General features: G+C 61.6%; 16 protein-coding genes. 8 read left to right on the top strand and 8 right to left on the bottom strand.

Annotated features, from left to right (window positions below; all coding sequences use genetic code 11):
* Position 1: 1 nt before the first annotated feature.
* From AC3IX4_RS18015 to AC3IX4_RS17980, 8 genes are all read right to left on the bottom strand, one after another.
* On the bottom strand, positions 2-190 hold the full coding sequence (locus tag AC3IX4_RS18015) for a hypothetical protein (RefSeq protein WP_489256764.1): 189 nt from the start codon (positions 188-190) through the stop codon (positions 2-4).
* The gene (locus AC3IX4_RS18010) at positions 187-2,562 is read right to left on the bottom strand and encodes an efflux RND transporter permease subunit (protein ID WP_489261316.1); all 2,376 of its coding nucleotides are present in this window, start codon (positions 2,560-2,562) and stop codon (positions 187-189) included. Before AC3IX4_RS18010 ends, AC3IX4_RS18015 begins: the two co-directional genes overlap by 4 nt.
* Before the next feature lie 20 nt (positions 2,563-2,582).
* Complete coding sequence (locus AC3IX4_RS18005; RefSeq protein ID WP_489256763.1) at positions 2,583-3,638, bottom strand: WD40/YVTN/BNR-like repeat-containing protein; 1,056 nt, start codon at positions 3,636-3,638, stop codon at positions 2,583-2,585.
* A 130-nt stretch (positions 3,639-3,768) separates the two neighbouring features.
* Complete coding sequence (locus AC3IX4_RS18000) at positions 3,769-4,593, bottom strand: SDR family NAD(P)-dependent oxidoreductase (RefSeq protein ID WP_489256762.1); 825 nt, start codon at positions 4,591-4,593, stop codon at positions 3,769-3,771.
* A gap of 26 nt (positions 4,594-4,619) precedes the next feature.
* Entirely contained in the window at positions 4,620-5,036 is a 417-nt protein-coding gene (locus AC3IX4_RS17995) for a MaoC family dehydratase (RefSeq protein ID WP_489256761.1), read from the bottom strand.
* Positions 5,037-5,050: 14 nt separating this feature from the next.
* On the bottom strand, positions 5,051-5,491 hold the full coding sequence (locus AC3IX4_RS17990) for a MaoC family dehydratase N-terminal domain-containing protein (RefSeq protein ID WP_489256760.1): 441 nt from the start codon (positions 5,489-5,491) through the stop codon (positions 5,051-5,053).
* Positions 5,492-5,512: 21 nt separating this feature from the next.
* The gene (locus AC3IX4_RS17985) at positions 5,513-6,697 is read right to left on the bottom strand and encodes a lipid-transfer protein (protein ID WP_489256759.1); all 1,185 of its coding nucleotides are present in this window, start codon (positions 6,695-6,697) and stop codon (positions 5,513-5,515) included.
* Positions 6,698-6,859: 162 nt separating this feature from the next.
* On the bottom strand, positions 6,860-7,690 hold the full coding sequence (locus AC3IX4_RS17980) for an enoyl-CoA hydratase/isomerase family protein (RefSeq protein WP_489256758.1): 831 nt from the start codon (positions 7,688-7,690) through the stop codon (positions 6,860-6,862).
* A 327-nt stretch (positions 7,691-8,017) separates the two neighbouring features.
* On the opposite strand from AC3IX4_RS17980, the gene AC3IX4_RS17975 reads away from it, so the two are divergent.
* The 8 genes from AC3IX4_RS17975 to AC3IX4_RS17940 all read left to right on the top strand — a co-directional run bounded on the left by AC3IX4_RS17975 (position 8,018) and on the right by AC3IX4_RS17940 (position 19,274).
* Positions 8,018-9,829: a DUF1302 domain-containing protein gene (locus AC3IX4_RS17975; protein ID WP_489256757.1), complete on the top strand. Its 1,812-nt coding sequence runs from the start codon at positions 8,018-8,020 to the stop codon at positions 9,827-9,829.
* Positions 9,830-9,855: 26 nt separating this feature from the next.
* The gene (locus AC3IX4_RS17970; protein ID WP_489256756.1) at positions 9,856-11,223 is read left to right on the top strand and encodes a DUF1329 domain-containing protein; all 1,368 of its coding nucleotides are present in this window, start codon (positions 9,856-9,858) and stop codon (positions 11,221-11,223) included.
* A 151-nt stretch (positions 11,224-11,374) separates the two neighbouring features.
* Complete coding sequence (locus AC3IX4_RS17965; RefSeq protein ID WP_489256755.1) at positions 11,375-12,727, top strand: coniferyl aldehyde dehydrogenase; 1,353 nt, start codon at positions 11,375-11,377, stop codon at positions 12,725-12,727.
* Positions 12,728-12,758: 31 nt separating this feature from the next.
* Positions 12,759-13,844, top strand: coding sequence for a Zn-dependent alcohol dehydrogenase (locus tag AC3IX4_RS17960; protein WP_489256754.1), 1,086 nt, complete (start codon positions 12,759-12,761; stop codon positions 13,842-13,844).
* Between the two features lie 59 nt (positions 13,845-13,903).
* Positions 13,904-15,097 carry an acyl-CoA dehydrogenase family protein gene (locus AC3IX4_RS17955; RefSeq protein WP_489256753.1) on the top strand — a complete coding sequence of 398 codons (1,194 nt, stop codon included), beginning with the start codon at positions 13,904-13,906 and terminating at the stop codon, positions 15,095-15,097.
* 12 nt (positions 15,098-15,109) lie between these two features.
* Positions 15,110-16,261 (top strand): acyl-CoA dehydrogenase family protein, encoded by a 1,152-nt coding sequence (locus AC3IX4_RS17950; RefSeq protein ID WP_489256752.1) that lies wholly within the window; start codon positions 15,110-15,112, stop codon positions 16,259-16,261.
* A 22-nt stretch (positions 16,262-16,283) separates the two neighbouring features.
* Positions 16,284-17,852 (top strand): arylsulfatase, encoded by a 1,569-nt coding sequence (locus tag AC3IX4_RS17945; RefSeq protein ID WP_489256751.1) that lies wholly within the window; start codon positions 16,284-16,286, stop codon positions 17,850-17,852.
* 87 nt (positions 17,853-17,939) lie between these two features.
* Positions 17,940-19,274, top strand: coding sequence for an MFS transporter (locus AC3IX4_RS17940; protein WP_489256750.1), 1,335 nt, complete (start codon positions 17,940-17,942; stop codon positions 19,272-19,274).
* Positions 19,275-19,889 lie beyond the last annotated feature (615 nt).

Raw genomic sequence — 19,889 nt, 5'->3', positions numbered from 1 at the left:
GTCACATTAGAAAGGTTACACTGATGGCGATGGGTTTATTCCCCATCGCCATTTTTTTCGGACCGCCACCTGGCTTGCCTGGTGGCATGCCGCCGAACAGGCCGAAGAGGTTCTGAGTGTTCAGGTAGAGGGCTTTTGACTGGTCGAACAGGGGACCCTCGACATTGGCCGCGCGCAGCGCGCAGGTCAATGGGCAAACAACGACTTGCTCTGTTGCCCAACCATCCTCTGCGGCTTGATTAGAAACCGCGCCAACGCTGGCAGCAGCCACAGCGCGCCGAACATGTTCCACAACAGCATGAAGGTCAGCATCAGGCCCATGTCGGCCTGGAACTTGATCGCCGAGAAAATCCACGTCGCCACGCCGATCGCCAGGCACAACCCGGTGAACAGCACCGCCTTGCCGGTGGACTTGAGCGTCTGATAGTAGGCCTCCTGCAACGGTAGGCCGGCCCGCAGGAAGCTTTCCAGGCGGCTGTAGATGTAGATCCCGTAGTCCACGCCGATGCCCACGCCCAGGGCGACGACGGGCAGTGTCGCGACCTTCACGCCGATGCCCATGAACGCCATCAGCGCATTGCCCAGCACCGAGGTCAGCACCAGCGGCAACACGATGCACAAGGTGGCGGCGAACGAACGGAAGGTGATCAGGCACATCACCGCCACGCAGAGGTACACCAGGATCAGGATGGTCAGCTCGCTGGTCTTGATCACTTCGTTGGTGGCCGCTTCGATACCGGCATTACCGGCCGCCAGCAGGAACTCGAGACCGTCCTGGTCGTGGTCCCTGGCGAACGCCTTCACGGCCGCGACGGCGCGGTCCAGGGTTTCGGCCTTGTGGTCGTTGAGATAGATCAGCACCGGCGCCAGCGAGCAGTCGGCGTTGTACAGGCCGTCGGCACGGGCAATGGAGTTGTTCAGCACATCGGGGTTGCGCGACAGCGTTTCCCATTTCAGGTTGCCCTCGTTGATGCCCTTGATCATCTGCTTGGACACGGTCACCAGGGAAACCGCCGACTGCACGCCCTGGGTGTTGTTCATTGTCCACATCAACTCGTCGATCGGCGCCATGGTCGCGTAGGTCGAACAGCCTTCAGCCTGGGTCTTGACCATGACCACCAGCACATCCGAGCTGGTCGAGTAGTTGTTGATGATGAACTGGTTGTCCTGGTTGTAGCGCGAGTCGGGGCGCAGCTCCGGGGCGCCCTGGTCGAGGTCGCCGATCTTCAGGTTTTGCCCGTACCAGAGGCCACCGACCAGGGCCAGCAATGCCAGGACGATGGATACCGGTGCCACTTTCGCACTGGCAAAGTTCGACAGCGCACGCCAGAACGGATGCTCGCGCACGGCGTCCAGCTTGCTGCGTTCGATGGCGCGCTTGCTGATGCCAACGTAGGAGATCGCCACCGGCAGGAGGATCAGGTTGGTGAAGACAATCACGGCCACGCCGATGGAGGCGCCAATGGCCAGTTCGCGAATCACCCCGATGTCGATAATCAGCAGGGTGATAAAGCCCACGGCATCGGCGAGGATGGCGATCATGCCCGGCAAAAACAGTTGACGGAAGGTGCGCCGCGCCGCCGTCAGGGCGTTGTCTGCTTCACCGGACTGCTGGGCAATCCCGTTGATTTTTTGCACACCGTGGGAGATGCCGATCGCGAAGATCAGGAAAGGCACCAGCATCGAGTACGGGTCCAGGCCGAAGCCTGCGGCGTGCATCAGGCCCAACTGCCAGACCACTGCCACCAGGGTGGTACTCAACACGGCGATGGTGCTGCGGATACAGTGAGTGAACCCGTACAACAGCACCAGGGTAATGACAAAAGCCACGCCGAAGAACATCACCACCATGTTCAAGCCGTCGATCAGGTCACCGACCTTCTTGGCGAAACCGACAATGTGGATTTTGACGTTGGGGTTCTGCGCCTGGTACTTGTCGCGGATCTTTTCTTCCAGGCTGTGGGAGAACATCTGGTAGTCCAGCGCAACCTGCTTGCCTTGGTCGTCAGGGTCCGGGTAGGACTCCTGCAGCGGAATCTCGACGATGCTCGACTTGAAATCGTTGGACACCAGGCGCCCGACCTGCCCGGACTTGAGCACGTTGTTGCGCAGCTGTTCCAGGCTACCGGCCGAGCCATTGTAGCTCTGTGGGATCACCTCGCCACCGGCGAAGCCTTCCTCGGTGACTTCGGTCCAGCGCACGCTGGGGCTCCACAACGACTTCATGCCCGAGCGGTCGACACCGGGGATGTAGAAGACTTCGTCATTGATCTGGCGCAGGGTCTCCATGTAGTCCTTGGAGAAGATGTCACCCTCGACCGCCTCCACCGAGATGCGCACGCTGTTGCCCAGGTTCGCCAAGTCATTGCGGTGCTCCAGCATCTTCTCGATGAAGGGGTGCTTGAGCGGGATCATCTTCTCAAAGCTGGTGGAGGGGCGGATCAGCGTGGCCTGGTAGAACAGGAAGCTGCTGACCAGCAGGCAGATGAAGATCACCGCCGGCCGGTTGTTGAAAATCAGCCGCTCAAGGAAGGTGGCCTGATCCTGCTGGTGTTGACTCATCGAAAACTTCTCACGGCTGCTCATCGTTGTCCCACCTGTTGGCCCAGTTCAGCGCCGGTCGTAGCGCTCGTGTGTATGCCGCCCTGGCCGACCAGGATCAGCTCGCCATTGGCACCGCCGGTGACGGCAGAAAGCGAAAGGCGGTCTGGCCGGTTGAGCACGCTGAAGTGTTGGCCGGCGTCGTCGCTGCGCAACACGCTGCCGCCGTTGCCGACCAGCACCAGGCTGCCGTCAGTGAGCAGGCTGGCGCCGGACAGGCCGAACTCCAGTGCACCACGGGCGCCTTGGAGCGGGATGCTTTCCCAGCTGTCGCCGAAATCCGTGGAGCGGAACAGGTTGCCGCGCAGGCCATAGACCAGCAGCGTGCGGCCTTGCCCCGTGCCGATCATGCCGAACAGCGAACCTTGATAGGGGCCCTGCACGCGCTCCCAGGTCTGGCCCCAGTCGGCGGAGCGGAACAGGCTGCCCTGTTCGCCGACGATGAACAGGCCGGTGTCCTTCACGGCACCGATGGCATTGAAGTGATACTGGTCTTCGTTATCGAGGCGCTCGCTGGCGTCACTCCAGTGCTGGCCGCCGTCGGTGGTTGCGAGGAACTGGCCATAGGCACCCACGGCAAAGCCGGTGCTGGCGTCCTTGAACCAGACGTCGAGCAACGGTGCCTCACGCGCAAGGTCTTGGAATTGACTGCGCCAGGTGGTGCCGCCGTCGGCCGTGGCCAGGATCTGGGCATCATGGCCGACCGCCCAGCCATGCTGGTCGTCGACGAAAAATACCGCCGTGAGCATTTGCCGGGTCGGCACTTTTGCCTGGGCCCAGGTTTGGCCCTGGTCATCGGAATACAGGATATGGCCACGGTCGCCCACGGCCACCAGCCGAGTACCGGCATGAACGACATCCAGCATCAGGCTGCGCACAGCCTTGGCCGAGTCGATGGCATAGCGGTCCGTTGCGACCGTCGTTTCCACAGCGCAGGCCGACATCATCCAGAGTGCGCCACACAGCGTGAGTGCGGTTGAAAGCACCGCCCAGCGGTGTGTCATCAGCGGGCGAGCGTCGCCCTTATCCGTAGCCATTGAGCTCTCCAGTTTTATTGTTATTCGATCAGCTCTGCTCCATAAGCAGTCATTCGCGCACAGCGGCTGCGCCTGCCGTTGCGCATGCACCAGGGCGAGGCGCATCGAACGGGCGCAGCCGCGAGGGTGCTTATTGCAGATTGCCTGCCACGGCGATGGTCTGGGCTGTGATGTAGTTCGACTCGGGCGAGCAGAACAGGTACACAGCATCAGCGGCTTCTTGCGGCGTACCGGGTCGGCCCAGTGGGTTGCGCTGGGAGTGCGACTTGGCCGCTTCCGGGCTGATCCCGACGCGGATGTCACGGCCTTCGATATTCACGGTTGCACCCGCGTTGGCGTCGGCCCGGGTCATGCGGGTTTCGATGAAGCCGAATGCCACCGCGTTGACGTTGACCTTGAAGCGCCCCCATTCGCGGGCCAGCGAGCGAGTCATGCCGATCACACCCGCCTTGGCCGAGGAGTAGTTCATCTGCCCGGCGTTGCCATTGAGCGCCGAGACCGAAGAGATGTTGACCACTTTGCGGAACACTTCCAGACCGTCGGCAGCTTCGGCCTGGGCCTGGGCCTTGATGATCGGGTAGGCGGCCCGCAGGATGCGGAACGGCGCGGTCAGGTGGCAATCGAGGATGGCGTGCCACTGCTCATCGCTCATCTTCTGGATCACATCGTCCCAGGTGTAGCCAGCGTTGTTGACGATGATGTCGATGCCCTTGAAGTTGTCCATCGCGGTCTTGATGTAACGCTCGGCAAAATCCGGAGCGCTGACATTACCGTGGCAGACAGCCGCTTCGCCGCCCATTTTTCGGATCAGTTCCGCGGTCTCGTGAGCCGGGTCGGCGTCCAGATCGTTGATGACGATGCGGGCGCCTTCGCTGGCCAGTTTCAGTGCAATGGATTGACCGATACCGCGGCCGGAGCCGGTGACCAGTGCTACTTTGCCGTCGAGTTTTGCCATGGGGGTGTACTCCTGTTGAGTGGGAATCAGACGGCGATCACAGCGTCGCCGAGGATTTTCACGTCGCCGTATTGGTTGGCGGTCTGGATTTCTACCTTGATGCGTTGTTCGCCGTCGGCCGTGAACTTCTCCACAACCTTGCCGGTGCAGGTGATCTGGTGGCCGAGGTGGGTGATGCCGATGAAGCGCACGCCGAACTCACGCAGTTGGCGTTGGTCGACCCACTGGGTCAGCAGGCGACCGAGGTAGGCCATCGACAGCATGCCGTGGGCGAACACGTCGCTCATGCCGGCCTTGCGTGCGTAGTCGAGGTCGATGTGGATCGGGTTGTGGTCGTTCGAGGCGCCGGCGAACAGCCCCAGGGTGGTGCGGTTGATCGGCGCCAGGGCCAGTGCCGGCAGCAGGTCGCCGACCTGGAGGGAGTCGAAAGTCACGGTGTTCATCAGGATTCTCCGCTTCAGCCGTTGCGATGGACGAGGACGCTGCGCAGGTCAGCCACGTGCTCGCCACGTTGATTGGTCACGCGCGACTCGCGCACCACGAACTCCAGGGCGCCACCTTTTTTGGCGTAGATGTCGGCGATGCGGGTCACGAAGTGCAGGGTGTCGCCGGCGTAGGCCATGCGGTGGTACTTGAACGTTTCCTCACCGTGCAGCACGCGGGCCGGCACGATACCCAGCTCGTCGCGCCAGGCTTGCGACGGCAGGAGGAACTCCAGCGAAAACAAAAAGGTGGGTGGCAGCGGCAGGCTGGGGTGACCGGTGTCGCGCGCGGCTTGCTCGTCAAAGTAGATCGGGTTGGTTTCGCCAACGCTTTTGGCGAACAGGCGCAGTTGGCCCAGCTCTGCGGTGACGGTGAAAGAGCCGATCTCCTTGCCGATGTGTTTCTGGTCGATCATGTCGCTCACTCCATGGGTCTGTCAGTTCTTCTGGAATACGGTGACCACGCAGGCACCGCCCAGGCCAAGGTTGTGCTGCACAGCGACGCGCGCGCCCGCCACCTGGCGATCACCGGCCGTGCCGCGCAGTTGGTGAGTCAGCTCGTAGCATTGGGCAAGACCGGTGGCACCCAGCGGGTGGCCCTTGGAGAGCAAGCCACCGGACGGGTTGGTCACCCACTGGCCGCCGTAGGTGTTGTCGCCGTCATGCACAAACTGCTCGGCGCCACCCTCGGCACACAGGCCCAGGCCTTCGTAGGTCAGTAGTTCGTTCTGGGCGAAGCAGTCGTGCAACTCGATCACCTGCACATCCTGGGGGCCAATACCGGCCTGCTCGTAGGCTTGCTGGGCGGCCAGACGGGTCATGTCGAAGCCGACCACGCGGATCATGTCCTTGGCGTCGTAGGTGCTCGGCAGGTCGGTGGTCAGTGCCTGGCCCGCGATCAGCACGTCGGCGCGCAGGCCATGCTTCTTGGCGAAGGCTTCGGAAACCACGATCGCCGCCGCGCCGCCACAGGTCGGCGGGCAGGCCATCAGCCGGGTCATCACGCCTTCCCAGAGCATCGGTGCGGCCATCACTTCTTCGGTGCTGACCACATTGCGAAAGACCGCCAGCGGGTTGCGCGCGGCATGGCGGCTGGCCTTGGCGCGGATCGCCGCGAAGGTCTCCAGCCGAGTACCGTACTTCTGCATGTGCGCGTAGCCGGCACCCCCGAACTGACGAATTGCGTTGGGCAGTTCGGTCATGCCGATCAGCTCGTTGCTCACGTGGAGCGCGCGCTCGGTGGCCGGTGCGCGGTCGCTCCAGGCGGATTTCAGCGCACCCGGGTTCATCTGTTCGAAGCCAAACGCCAGCGCGCAGTCCACCGCGCCGCTCTGTACCGCCTGGCGAGCCAGGAACAGTGCGGAGGAACCGGTGGCGCAGTTGTTGTTGACATTGATCAGCGGGATGCCGGTCATGCCGACGCGGTACAGGGCCTTCTGGCCGCAGGTGGAGTCGCCATAGACGTAACCGGCGTAGGCCTGCTGAATGTCGCCAAAATCCAGACCCGAGTCGGCCAGCGCCAGACGAATTGCCTGCTCGCCCATGACATCGTAGGTCTCGCTGGTACCGGGTTTTTTGAACTGAATCATGCCGACGCCGGCGACGAACACTTTCTGGCTCATGGAGTTTTCCTTGTTGTTGGAGGGATCAGCAATTGCGGGCGATCAGTACGCGCATGACTTCGGGTATCGCCGTTGATAGGCCTCTGCTGTCAGGCTTTACGGTAGGTCGTGACGACCTGGAGAACTCCACCCAAGGTGGGTGGTCGGCACTCATCTCAGGTCTCAGGCCTGGCGATCCCAGTCGAAAGGCGCGGGCTCGCCACGCAGGAAACAGTTCACGGCCTGGGGGTGGTAGGGCGCGGTCGACACCAGGGCCTGGGCCAGGCATTCCAGCTCGGCGAGGGTGGCGTAGGGGGTCTCGAAGCTTTTGTTAAGCAAGCTCTTGGTCTGCGCCAGTACTTCCCGAGGTCCATCGAGAAAGCGTCGAGCGAAATTCAAGGCTTGGGCCGGCAGTGCTTCAGGGTCGTAGACGGCATGCACGATGCCCAGCGCCTGGGCTTCGCTGACGTCGACGCGGCGTGCGGTCAGCATCAACTCCTTGGCCATTTGCAGGCCGACCACCCGGGGCAGCATGTACAGCGTGCCCGAGTCCGGGACCAGGCCAACCTTGGCGAAGGACATGCAGAACGAGGCGCGGCGCGAGGCGAGCACGAAATCGGCGGCCAGCGCGAGGGCGAAACCGGCGCCATAGGCCGGTCCGTCGACCGCCGCGATGACCGGGATTTCCAGGTTGCGCAAGCGCTCCACCCAGACGTGCACGGCCTGCAGGCGGCGGCGCATGGCATCCGCGGAGTTGAGTTCGGGGTCGGTGCTGGTCTGGCGTTCCTTGAAGGGTTTGAGGTCGCCGCCTGCGCAAAAGCTGCCGCCTGAACCGGTGATGACCAAGGCGCGAATGCTGCGATCCGATTGCACGCGGTCGAGCATCTCGCTGTAGTCCTGGCGCAGGTCCAGCGACAAGGCGTTGCGCGAGCTCGGGTCCTGGTGCGAGAACTCGGCAATGCCGCCATTGATCAGAAGTTGGGCTTTGCGCAGCGTGATCAGCTCGGTCTTCATTGGGCGTCCTGGTGTCAATGGCGGGAGGGCTTGCGCCATGCTCGGACTTGCCGGGTCACTCAGCGCCACCCGACTCGGGTGGTCGCCCGCCACGCTGGCGGCGCCGGCTCGAATCGACGAGCAACCTCGGATTGGCTTTTCTGCCACCCAATGCGGGGGGCTTTTTACCCCCCCCTCGTCACTACATTCGGTCCAGGGATCAGGCTCGGCTCTGCCAGCGATAACCCGAATACGGAAGCTGTTGCACGAGGTCTCAAACCACCCATTCGGGTATCAGGGCCATCGGGTACATGGCCTCACCCTTTCATCCTTAATCGGAGAAACCGCATGACAAGAAAAAAAATCCGCGGAGTCTTCCAGCCCAGTTTGCTGGCCGTAGCGGTAACCGCAGGAATGAGTACTCAGGCTCAGGCGATTGATTTCAATATCGGGGAGATCTCGGGCCAGTTCGACTCCTCGCTGTCGATTGGCTCCAGCTGGTCGGTGCGCGGGCCTGATCCGTCGTTGATTTCCAACTTCAACTCGCAGGGCGAACGAGGAACCTCCTCGTCGCGTACCGTCGATGACAACCGCCTGAACTTCAAGAAGGGCGAGACCTTCTCGAAAATCTTCAAGGGTGTGCATGACCTGGAGCTCAAATACGGTGAAAGCGGCGCCTTCGTGCGCGGTAAGTACTGGTATGACTTCGAGCTCAAGGATGAGCACCGCCCGTTCTACGACATCGACGACCGCGGCCGCGAGCGTGCGGCCAAGTCCTCCGGCGCGATGTTCCTCGACAGCTTCGTCTACCACAACTACACCCTGGGCGATCAGGCCGGCAACGTGCGGCTTGGCAAACAGGTAGTGAGCTGGGGCGAGAGCACCTTTATCGGTAACTCGATCAACAGCATCAACCCGATCGACGTGGCAGCCCTGCGGCGCCCGGGGGCCGAGGTGAAGGAAGGCCTGATCCCGGTCAACATGTTCTATCTCTCCCAGGGGCTGGCCGAGAACCTGACGGCCGAAGTCTTCTATCAACTGCAGTGGCAAAAATCGATCGTCGATAACTGCGGTACGTTCTTCGGCAGCGACGGTATCGCCAAGGGCTGCGACGACCGTCTGGTGGTCGCCGGCCTCGACTTGCCGCCCGGCGTCTCGGACAACACCGGCCCGGTCGATGCCAACACCAACGCCTACATCCCGCGCCTTAACGACGATGAGGCGCGTAACGACGGGCAGTATGGCCTGGCCTTGCGCTGGTTCGTGCCGGAGCTCAACGAGACCGAGTTCGGCGCCTACGCGATGAACTATCACAGTCGAGCCCCGTTTTTGAGCGTCAATCAGATGTCTGACCTGAGCGGCGGTCTCGCTTCTGCCCGCAGCGCGCGGTACTTCATCGACTTTCCCGAGGATGTCCGCCTCTATGGCCTGAGCTTCCAGACCAACCTGGGCGGCACCTCCCTGGGCGGTGAGGTCAGTTTCCGGCCGAACATGCCACTGCAACTCAATACCGCCGACCTGCTGTCCGCGGCCACCTTCAGTGCAACCTCACCGCTGATCACCACCGGCTTTGCCGGACGCACTCCCGGTGCCACGGTGGAGGGCTACAAGCGCATGCCGGTGACTCAGGCACAGGTCACCGTCACCCAGTTCGTTGACCAGGTGCTGGGTGCCAACCGCCTCTCCCTGGTGGGTGAAGTGGGCTACAACCACATCGGCGGTCTGGGCAAGGCCGACGGCACCGATCTGCGCTTCGGTCGCAGCCCGGCCTTTGGCTCCGGTGAACTGCCGGGTGCGCAAGGCCTGGCCGCGTGCACAGGCACTGCCGCGGGCCTGCCAACGGCCAGTAACCCGGCGCAGGAATGCAACGACGACGGTTTCTATACCAGCAACAGCTGGGGCTACCGGGTGCGGGCCAAGCTCGACTACCCCAACGCGATCGCGGGCATCAACCTGTCGCCATCGCTGGCCTGGTCCCATGACGTCTCGGGTAATGGCCCGAACTTCGATGAAGGCTCCAAGGCCGTCAGCCTCGGTCTGGATGCCGATTACCTCAACACCTACACCGCCAGTCTCAGTTACACCGATTACTTCGGTGGCGACTTCAACACTAACGTCGACCGTGACTATGTCGCGCTCAGCTTCGGCGTGAATTTCTGATGCAACCTGGGCAGAGGAACTTAAGAATGAACACGATCACTATGCTGCGCGTTGGCGCAATGACCCTGTCGTTGTTGGCCACCGGCGTGATGGCGGCGGTTTCGCCGCAGGAAGCGGCCCAACTGGGCACCACCCTGACACCGCTGGGAGGTCAGAAAGCCGGCAACGCCGATGGCAGCATCCCGGCCTGGACCGGCGGCCTGCAAAAGGGCGCCGCACCTTATGAAAACGGTTTTTTGGGCGACCCCTTCAAAGATGAAAAACCACTGTTCACCATCACCGCAGCCAATGCCGGCCAGTACAAGGACAAGCTGACCCCAGGCCAGCTGGCGATGTTCACGCGCTACCCCGAGAGCTACAAGATCCCGGTGTACAAGACCCATCGCAGCGCATCGGCCTCTCAGGAGATCTACGAGATTGCGAAGAAGAGTGCCGTCAGCACTGAGTTGGCCGATAACGGCAACGCCTTGCGCAATTTCTCCGACACGCGTTTCTTCCCTTTCCCGCTTCCCAAGAGCGGCATCGAGGTGCTGTGGAACCACACGACCCGTTACCGGGGGCCGAACTTCAAACGCACCACCGCGCAGATGACGCCCCAAGCCAACGGTACCTACACCGTCGTCGAGATCGAGGATGAAATGGGCGCCCCGCAATACATGCAGGGTGTGGACAAGAACCAGGCGCAAAACATTATTTATTACTACAAGCAGCGGGTCACCGCGCCGTCGCGCCTGGCCGGTAACGTGTTGTTGGCGTATGAAACCATCGACCAGGTGAACGAGCCGCGCATGGCCTGGCAATACAACGCCGGTCAGCGCCGAGTGCGCCGTGCACCTCAGGTGGCCTACGACGGGCCGGGGACCGCGGCTGACGGCTTGCGAACCACGGACAACGCAGACCTGTTCAACGGTGCGCCCGACCGTTACGACTGGAAGTTGATTGGCAAGAAGGAGGTCTACATCCCCTATAACAACTACCGGTTGCAGTCGCCCAAGCTCAAGTACGACGACATCATCAAACCCGGGCATATCAACCAGGACCTGACTCGCTACGAGCTGCATCGGGTCTGGCATGTGGAGGCGACGCTGAAGGCCGGCCAGCGGAATATCTATGCCAAGCGCGACCTGTACTTCGACGAGGACACCTGGCAACTGGCCGAGGTCGATCACTACGATGGCCGTGGCCAGCTGTGGCGGGTCAGCGAAGGCTTTGCACTGAACGATTTCGAGCACGGCATCGCCACCTACGCGGCTCAGTCGATCAATGACCTGACGGCCGGGCGTTACATCGTGATGGGCTTGACCAATGAGTCCAAGAAAGGTGTGCAGTACGGCATGTCCGCCTCCCTGAGCGACTTCACCCCAGCGGCGCTGCGCAACGCAGGCATTCGCTGATTTTTCTTGCCGTAAGCGGAACAGCGTCTTGCTCGCAAGGCGTTGTTCTTGAGGTTCTCAGGCCGCCACCTGATACGGGTGGCGCAGTCCTGAAGTTGATCGACAACCATGAACCCAGCACGACGCCGACAGAACAATAAGAGGAATGTGTATGAGCGCTATTGAAAGCCCGACGCATGCAGATATTCGCGCAATTCTGGAACGACAACGGTCGGCCTACCTGGCCAATGAACCCTACAGCGTGGAACAACGCTGTGAATTGATCGACCGCGCCATAGGGCTGCTGATTGATCACGAACAGGACATCATCGATGCACTGACGGCCGATTTTGGTCATCGTAGCCCGGCTTTCTCGCGGGCCAGCGAAGTGCAGTCGCCTTTGGCAACGCTCAAGCAGACCCAGGCAGAGCTGGCCGAATGGATGCTGCCACAAACGCGCCAGACCAAGGTTGGTGAGGCCTGGGTGCAGTACCAGCCACTGGGCGTGGTGGGCATCGTCACGGCCTGGAACGTGCCCGGCAATATGATCTTCAAGGGCTTGGCCGGAGCACTGGCGGCCGGCAATCGAGTGATGATCAAGCCCTCGGAGTTCAACCCGCACACCTCTGCCTTGGTCGCCCGGCTGATCCGTTCGGTCTACGCCCCCGAGGAAGTTGCGGTGATTACCGGAGGCCCGCAAGTCGCCCAGGCATTTTGCAGCCAGCCGTTCGATCACCTGCTGTTCACGGGCGCGGCCAGCATCGGCAAGCAGGTGTTGCGTGCCGCAGCCGACAACCTGGTACCCGTCACCCTGGAACTGGGGGGCAAGTCGCCCGCCATTATTTCTCGTTCCGCCGACTTCAAGACCGCGGTCGCCAAGGTCATTTTCGGCAAGTTGCTCAACGCCGGTCAGCTCTGTGTGGCGCCGGACTATGTCTTTGTTCCGCACGAGCGGGTGGATGAGTTCATCGCGGTGGCCAAAGCCGTTGTGGCCAAATTCTTTCCTACCCTCAAGGATAATCCCGAGTACACCTCGGTGATCAACACGCGGCACTTCGAGCGCCTGCTGGGCTATCTGAGCGAAGCCCGCGCAGCCGGTGTCGAGCTGGTCGAGCTGAACCCGGCTGGCGAGGACTTCAGCACAGCTGCAAACAACAAGATTGTGCCGACCTTACTGCGTGACCCCGGCGACCACTTGCAGGTGATGCAGGACGAGATCTTCGGCCCGCTGCTGCCGATCAAATCCTATGAGCGCCTCACCGAGGTCGTGGCCTCTATCAACGCCCGACCACGCCCGCTGGCGCTCTACTACTTCGGCCACGACGCGGGGGAAGAAGCCTTTGTACTCAACCGTACCTGCTCCGGTGGGGTGACCCTGAACGAGGTCATGCAGCACGTAGCGGTGGAAAGCCTGCCCTTCGGTGGCGTCGGTCACAGCGGCATGGGCAGCTATCACGGTATCGATGGTTTCCGCACCTTCAGCCACGCCAAGGCGGTATTTCGTTCCCCGGTAAAGCCGGCCTGAACCCCCTACGCCCACTCTTGAGAGGTATGTCATGAAAGCTGCCGTATTCCACCAGGTTGGAGCCCCGCTGGTCATCGAACAGATCGGTATCAGCAAGCCAGGTCCGCGTGAAGTCCTGATCCGCACCCAGGCGGTGGGTGTCTGCCACTCCGACCTGCATGTGGTTGATGGGTCTTATCCGTTTCCGGGCCCCCTGGTGCTGGGGCACGAGGCTGCCGGTATCGTCGAGCAGGTCGGCTGCGACGTGCGTTCGGTCAGGCCGGGCGACCATGTTGTCACCTGCCTGACCGTGTTCTGCGGCCATTGCGAACACTGTGTCACCGGCCACCTGTCGCGCTGCGTCTCGCCGGAAACCAAGCGCGACGCCGATGACGAGCCGCGCCTGACCTATGCCCATAAGCCGATGCCGCAGTTCGTCAACCTGTCCGGCTTTGCCGAACAGATGCTGGTCCATGAAAACGCCTGTGTCGCGATCCGCCGTGACATGCCGCTCGACCGCGCGGCGCTGCTGGGCTGTGCGGTGACCACCGGCACGGGCGCGGTCTTCAATACCGCCAAGGTCCGCCCCGGTGAAACCGTGGCGGTGATCGGTTGTGGCGGTATTGGCCTGGCGGCCATCAACGGCGCGGCGCTGGCGGGGGCAGGGCGGATCATCGCCATCGACATGCTCGATTCCAAGCTGGAATTGGCCAAGCAATTTGGCGCCACCGATCTGGTCAACGGCAAGGACGGCGATGCCGCCAAACAAGTGCTGGAGCTGACCCGCGGTGGCGTGCATCACTCCTTCGAATGTATTGGCTTGAAGCAGACCGCCGAGCAGGCCTTCGCCATGCTGGCCCGCGGCGGCACCGCGACCATTATCGGCATGCTCAAGCCGGGTCTGAAAATTGAGCTGGACCCTTATCACCTGTTGCACGAGCGCCGGGTCCAGGGTTCGTTGATGGGCTCCAACCGCTTCCCGGTGGACATGCCGCGCCTGGTGGATTTCTACATGAGCGGCAAGCTCAAGCTCGACCAGATGATTTCCCAACGAATCAAACTGGAACAGATCAACGAGGCCTTCGATGAGTTGCGCCGTGGTGAGCTGGCGCGCTCGGTCATCATTTTCGATAACTGATCCACGACGCGCCGGCCGGCTGATGCGCCGGCGCGCCAACAGGTGTGCGGAGTAGAGAGATGGACATTGATTTCACCCCGGAGGAACAGGCCTTTCGCAAAGAAGTGCGAGCCTTCCTCGAAGCAAAACTGCCGAACGAATTTGCCCAGCGAATCCAGCAGGGCAAGCACCTGAACAAGCACGACCAGGTCCAGTGGATGCGCACCCTCAACGAGCAGGGCTGGCTGGCACCAGGCTGGCCGGCCGACATCGGCGGCACGGGCTGGAGTGCGGTGCAAAAACATATTGTCGAAGAAGAGTGTTTCGCTGCCGGCGCGCCGCGGGTGGTGTCCTTTGGCGTAAAAATGGTGGCGCCGGTGATCATCAAATTCGGCACGCCCGAGCAGAAAGCACGGTTCCTGCCGCGCATTCTCAGTAGCGAAGACTGGTGGTGCCAGGGGTATTCGGAGCCGGGTGCGGGCTCTGACCTGGCGTCACTGAAGACCCGTGCGGTGCGTGATGGCGAGCAGTACGTGGTCAATGGTCAGAAAATCTGGACCACCCTGGCGCACTACGCCGACTGGATGTTCTGCCTGGTTCGCACCGACCCCGAGGCTCAGCAGCAGCGCGGCATTTCCTTCCTGTTGATCGATATGAAGACCCCGGGTATCACCGTACGGCCGATCATCACACTTGACGGTGAGCATGAAGTCAACGAGGTGTTCTTCGACAACGTGCGGGTGCCGGTGGCCAACCTGGTTGGCCGCGAAAACGAAGGCTGGACCTGCGCCAAGTACCTGCTGACCCATGAGCGCACCAGCATTGGTGGGATCGCCCAGAACAAAGCGATGCTTGAACGTCTCAAGTCTATCGCCAGCAGTGAGCTGCGCGACGGCCGGCCGCTGATCGAAGACCCGTTGTTTCGCACCCAGGTTGCCGAAGTGGAAATGCAGCTGATGGCGGCCGAAATGAGCAATCTGCGGACCCTGGCCGCTGCCCGTGACGGCGCTGCGCCCGGCGCTGAGAGTTCGATCCTGAAGATCAAGGGCACCGAGATCCGCCAGACCATCGCCTACCTGATGAGCAAGGCAGTGGGGCCCCATGCGTTGCCATTCCTCGAGGACGAGCTGGGCTATGGCGATGATGAGTTGCTCTACACCGAATACAGCGCCTCGGCCACCTACCAGTACCTGGATGCCCGCAAGGCCTCGATCTATGGCGGCTCGAACGAGGTCCAGAAGAACATCATCGCGAAAATGATTCTTGAACTGTAAGGGGCAACGACCATGGACTTCAAATTGACGGAAGAGCAGCAGATGCTGCAAGACACGGCAGCCCGTCTGGTGCGTGACACCTATGGTTTCGAGCAGCGCGAGCAGTTCCGCAAACGCGAGCAGGGCTTCAGTACCGAGTTCCTGCAACAGCTGGGAGACCTGGGGCTGTGCGCTGTTCCGTTTGCCGAGGCCTATGGCGGTTTTGGCGGCAGCGGTGTGGACAGCATGCTGGTGATGACCGAGCTGGGCCGCGGCCTGTGCCTGGAACCCTACCTGCATTCGGTGATTTTCGCCGGCGGCCTGCTGGCCCAGCTGGGTTCTGAGGCGCAAAAGCAGGAACTGCTGCCCCAGGTCGCCAGTGCCAGGTTGCAGTTGGCCGTGGCCCTGGACGAGCCACAGAGCCATTACCAGTTGCATGACGTACAGACCCGCGCTGATGCCGTGAGTGGTGGTTGGCGACTCAATGGCCGTAAATCGGTGGTGGTCGGTGGGCAGAGCGCGGGGTTGATCCTGGTGTCCGCGCGCATCAGCCACGGCCCGCGTGACGAGGATGGCATCAGCCTGTTCCTGGTCGACCCACAGGCCAGCGGCGTGCGACGTCGTTGCTACCCGACCATGGACGGCCGCACCGCCTGTGAACTGTACCTTGACGATGTGGAGGTCGGCGGCGCAGCGCTGCTCGGTGAGCCTGGCCAGGCCCTGGCCGCGTTGCGTTACCAGCAAGGCCGGAGCATCGCCGCCCAGTGCGCAGAAGCCATCGGCAGCATGGAGGCCGCCTGCGCGCTGACCCTCGACTACCTGAAGACGCGCCGGCAATTCGGCCAGCCGATTGGCAAATTCCAAGCCTTGCAGCACCGCATGGTGGACATGCGCATCGAACTGGATCAGGCCACCTCCATGGCCATCCATGCCGCCTGCGTGGCTGATCAGGCAGACAGTGACGAGCGCAGCCGGGTTCTGGCCGCTGCCAAGTTCATCGTCAGCCGTGCCAGCCGATTCATTGCAGACCAAGGTATCCAACTGCACGGCGGCATCGGCCTGACCTGGGAATACGTGCTGTCGCACCATGCCAAGCACCTGCTGATGGTCGCGCGACAGTTCGGTGATGACGACCATCATCTGCAGGCCTACGCCAAATTGATGCAGGTTGCTGGCGACCAATAACAATAACGATGGAGAGTACGGTATGTCCCGGATCGGGAAAGGGTTACAGACGCTCGCCCTGGCGAGCTTGCTGCTGGTGACGTCACTCGGCGCCATGGCCGCCGACAAACCGAACGTCCTGGTGATCTTTGGCGATGACATTGGCTACTACAATCTCAGCGCCTACAACCAGGGCATGATGGGTTACGAAACCCCGAACATTGACCGGATCGCCAAAGAGGGCGCGCTGTTCACCCATGCCTATGGCGAGCAGTCCTGCACCGCTGGGCGTTCGGCCTTTGTCCTCGGCCAGCATCCCTTTCGTACCGGCCTGTTGACCGTTGGCATGCCGGGCTCCGAGCACGGTATCCCGGACTGGGCGCCGACCATCGGTGATGTGATGAAGCAGCAGGGGTACACCACCGGCCAGTTCGGCAAGAACCACCTGGGCGACCGTGACAAGCACCTGCCCACTAACCATGGCTTCGATGAGTTCTTTGGCAACCTGTACCACATGAACGCCGAGGAAGAGCCGGAAACCTACTACTACCCCAAAGACCCGGAGTTCCGTAAAAAGTATGGCCCGCGTGGCGTGGTTCACGCCTATGCCGACGGCAAGATCGAGGACACCGGCGCGCTGACCCGCAAGCGCATGGAAACCATTGATGGCGAGTTCCTGCAGGCCACCGAAAACTTCATCGACAAGGCCCACAAGGCCGACAAACCGTTCTTCGTCTGGTTCAACAGCACGCGCATGCATGTCTGGACCCACCTGACCAAGGAAGCCGAGGGCAAGACCGGCATCGGCCTGTATCCCGACGGTATGGTCGAACATGACGGGCAGGTCGGTCAGTTGCTGAAGAAACTCGATGACCTGGGCATTGCCGACAACACCATCATCATCTACACCACCGACAACGGCGCGCAAAAACTCAGCTGGCCGGACGGCGGCACTTCACCCTTTGCGGGCGAGAAGGGCACCTCAAATGAAGGTGGGCATCGCGTGCCATTGCTGGTGAAGTGGCCAGGGGTGATCAAACCGGGCACTCACTACAACAACATGATTGCCCACAATGACTGGATGCCGACCTTGGCGGCGGCGGCCGGCGACTCAAGCCTGGTGGCGGACATGGCCAAGGGCACGAACCGCAACGGTAAAGAGTTTCGCGTCCATCTGGACGGCTACGATTTCTTGCCATTCTTCAAAGGCCAGACCAAGGACAGCCCACGCGAAGAGTACTTCTACTTCGGGATGGCCGGCGAGTTGAATGCCTTGCGCTGGAAGGACTGGAAACTGAGTTTTGCATCGGTGGACGGTGATATTGGTACCGGGACCCGCAAAGTCACCAACTTTCCAATCCTTACCAACCTCAAGGCCGACCCGTTCGAGACCGCGCGCAAGGAGTCACCGATGGCGCGGCGCTGGGCCTCCGATCAGCTGTGGTTGTTCGTGCCCGTCCAGGCGCAAATCCAGACGTTCATGGCGACCATCGGCCAGTATCCATTCCAGGAAGGCGTCAATCTGAACCCCGCCAACATCAGCTACCAGAGCCTGGCGGTGAAGCAGGCCATGATGCGTTTGCAGAAATTGCCGGCACCCATCTCGAACTGACCGCGTACTCGCGAAGGTCACGAGCTGTTGACTTTGCCGGGCGTCAGGCCCGGTTTTTTTTTGCGCGTTATTGTGCAGGATCCTTCCATGAGCCATGCATTCGAGCAGTCCTTGCCGGCAACAGCCGAGCACGCCACACCCGAGGCCCGGGCGGTCTATCGCAAGGTGATCTTGCGCTTGCTGCCGTTCCTTTTCCTGGCATACGCCATCAATACCATCGACCGTCTGAACGTGTCCTTCGCCAAGCTGCGCATGGCCGAAGACATAGCGCTCACCGATGCGGCCTACGGCATCGGTGCCGGCATCTTCTATCTCGGTTACATCCTCTTCGAGATTCCCAGCAATCTGTACCTGCAGCGGGTTGGCGCTCGCGCCACTCTGACCCGGATCATGCTGTTGTGGGGGTTGGTCACCGTGGCCACGGCGTTTGTGACCACGGCGAACCAGTTGATCGTCGCGCGGTTTGCGCTTGGCATCGCTGAAGCCGGCTTTTTCCCGGGGGTCATTTTGTACCTGACCTTCTGGTTCCCACCCGCGCTGCGAGCCCGAATCACCGCGGTGTTCCTGATGGCCGCGATGGTCGCCGGGATCGTCAGTGGGCCGCTGGCCGGTTGGATCATGACCCACTTCGACGGCTGGATGGGGCTTGGGGGCTGGCGAGTGCTGTTTGTCCTGGAAGGTATTCCAGCCATGCTGCTCGGGGTATTCGGCTGGTTCTGGCTGGTCGATAAACCGGCGGATGCCCGTTGGCTCACAGTGCGAGAAAAGCAGCTGGTGGCCGCAGGGGTTGCGCAGGGACAACCGGCTGACATGCCCCAGGCCAGCCTTGGCAAGGTACTGTGCAACCCCCGGGTGTATATCGCGGGCCTGGTGTTCTTCTGTATCTACAGTGGCTCCAACACGGTGTCTTACTGGATGCCGACCCTGATTCGCGGGTTCGGCCTGGAAGACCTGAAAACCATCGGCCTGGTGGCCAGCGTGCCGTACATTTGTGGCTTGTTCGGCATGTACCTTCTGGCCCGCAGCTCCGACAAACACCTGGAGCGTCGCTGGCATGTAGGCGTGACCCTGCTGGTGAGCGCCAGTTGTTTCTTATCGCTGGGCCCGGCCCAGGGCAACCTGCTGCTCTCGGTGTTCCTGATGAGCGTGGGCGCCGCTGCAGCCATCTCCGCCTTGTCGCTGTTCTGGACCATCCCACCGGCCTTGTTGCCGCCCTCATCGGCGGCCGTCGGCATTGCGGTGATCAGCTGCATTGGCGGTTTGGCGGGGGTTATCAGCCAGGTGGTGGTGGGCGCTATCAAGTCTGCGACGGGAGACCTGTACCTGGCGTTCGACGTGATCGCGGCTGTCCTGGTGGTGGGGGCGCTGATCCTGCTGGTGGCCATACCCGCTTGCCATTTGCAGGAGCGTGTAAAGCGGTAAATGCAAAATGGCCAGGCCCGCTATACGGGCCTGGCCATCTTGTGCAAGCTCGCCTCTCATAGAACAAGATTTTATTTGAACGAAGAATTTGTGAGCGCTGGATCCTGTGGGAGATTTCATGGTTGACGGGAATCCCGCAGGGCGGCTTTTGATTCATGTGGGAGCTGGCTTTGCCAGCGAATGAATGCCCCGCGATTTTTCAGTTATTACGCGTAGTCTTTATTGGCGGTGGTCCGGCAATCCGGCAGAGCCCGCTCCCACAGACCACAGTCCACAGCCATAACCACAGCCACTGCCTGAGCTAGGGATGATCGGAATCCCGCAGACGGCTCTTGATTGATTTGGGCTTTAGCCGGAATGCCGGACCATGCGAATGAACGATAACGCGCAATGCCTGGAAAACCGCGGTGTTTTCATTCGCCAATAGCCTCACCGCAATCACGATCCCTGCGTGATATCCCGCTCCAGCGCCGGGGGCTGTGTTGTGTGCCACTGTTGCGTTAGCACCCTTGCAACGCTACTCTGCGCCCCGTCGCTGCACATCAGCGACCGGGTTTAGCAGCCCGCTTATCTTGCACCGCAGAACCGTCAACGTTCCGTGAGCTTTCGCGTTCC

The sequence above is a fragment of the Pseudomonas sp. KH_021 genome, from assembly GCF_057838865.1.
Note: the sequence above shows the minus strand (reverse complement) of the source record. Positions and strands in the feature narration are given on the sequence as shown.

Excerpts from the sequence above, each read along its gene's own strand:
- AC3IX4_RS18010 (WP_489261316.1), bottom strand. The coding sequence starts at position 2,562 with ATGAGTCAACACCAGCAGGATCAGGCCACCTTCCTTGAGCGGCTGATT.
- AC3IX4_RS18005 (WP_489256763.1), bottom strand. The coding sequence starts at position 3,638 with ATGGCTACGGATAAGGGCGACGCTCGCCCGCTGATGACACACCGCTGG.
- AC3IX4_RS18000 (WP_489256762.1), bottom strand. The coding sequence starts at position 4,593 with ATGGCAAAACTCGACGGCAAAGTAGCACTGGTCACCGGCTCCGGCCGC.
- AC3IX4_RS17995 (WP_489256761.1), bottom strand. The coding sequence starts at position 5,036 with ATGAACACCGTGACTTTCGACTCCCTCCAGGTCGGCGACCTGCTGCCG.
- AC3IX4_RS17990 (WP_489256760.1), bottom strand. The coding sequence starts at position 5,491 with ATGATCGACCAGAAACACATCGGCAAGGAGATCGGCTCTTTCACCGTC.
- AC3IX4_RS17985 (WP_489256759.1), bottom strand. The coding sequence starts at position 6,697 with ATGAGCCAGAAAGTGTTCGTCGCCGGCGTCGGCATGATTCAGTTCAAA.
- AC3IX4_RS17980 (WP_489256758.1), bottom strand. The coding sequence starts at position 7,690 with ATGAAGACCGAGCTGATCACGCTGCGCAAAGCCCAACTTCTGATCAAT.
- AC3IX4_RS17975 (WP_489256757.1), top strand. The coding sequence starts at position 8,018 with ATGACAAGAAAAAAAATCCGCGGAGTCTTCCAGCCCAGTTTGCTGGCC.
- AC3IX4_RS17970 (WP_489256756.1), top strand. The coding sequence starts at position 9,856 with ATGAACACGATCACTATGCTGCGCGTTGGCGCAATGACCCTGTCGTTG.
- AC3IX4_RS17965 (WP_489256755.1), top strand. The coding sequence starts at position 11,375 with ATGAGCGCTATTGAAAGCCCGACGCATGCAGATATTCGCGCAATTCTG.
- AC3IX4_RS17960 (WP_489256754.1), top strand. The coding sequence starts at position 12,759 with ATGAAAGCTGCCGTATTCCACCAGGTTGGAGCCCCGCTGGTCATCGAA.
- AC3IX4_RS17955 (WP_489256753.1), top strand. The coding sequence starts at position 13,904 with ATGGACATTGATTTCACCCCGGAGGAACAGGCCTTTCGCAAAGAAGTG.
- AC3IX4_RS17950 (WP_489256752.1), top strand. The coding sequence starts at position 15,110 with ATGGACTTCAAATTGACGGAAGAGCAGCAGATGCTGCAAGACACGGCA.
- AC3IX4_RS17945 (WP_489256751.1), top strand. The coding sequence starts at position 16,284 with ATGTCCCGGATCGGGAAAGGGTTACAGACGCTCGCCCTGGCGAGCTTG.
- AC3IX4_RS17940 (WP_489256750.1), top strand. The coding sequence starts at position 17,940 with ATGAGCCATGCATTCGAGCAGTCCTTGCCGGCAACAGCCGAGCACGCC.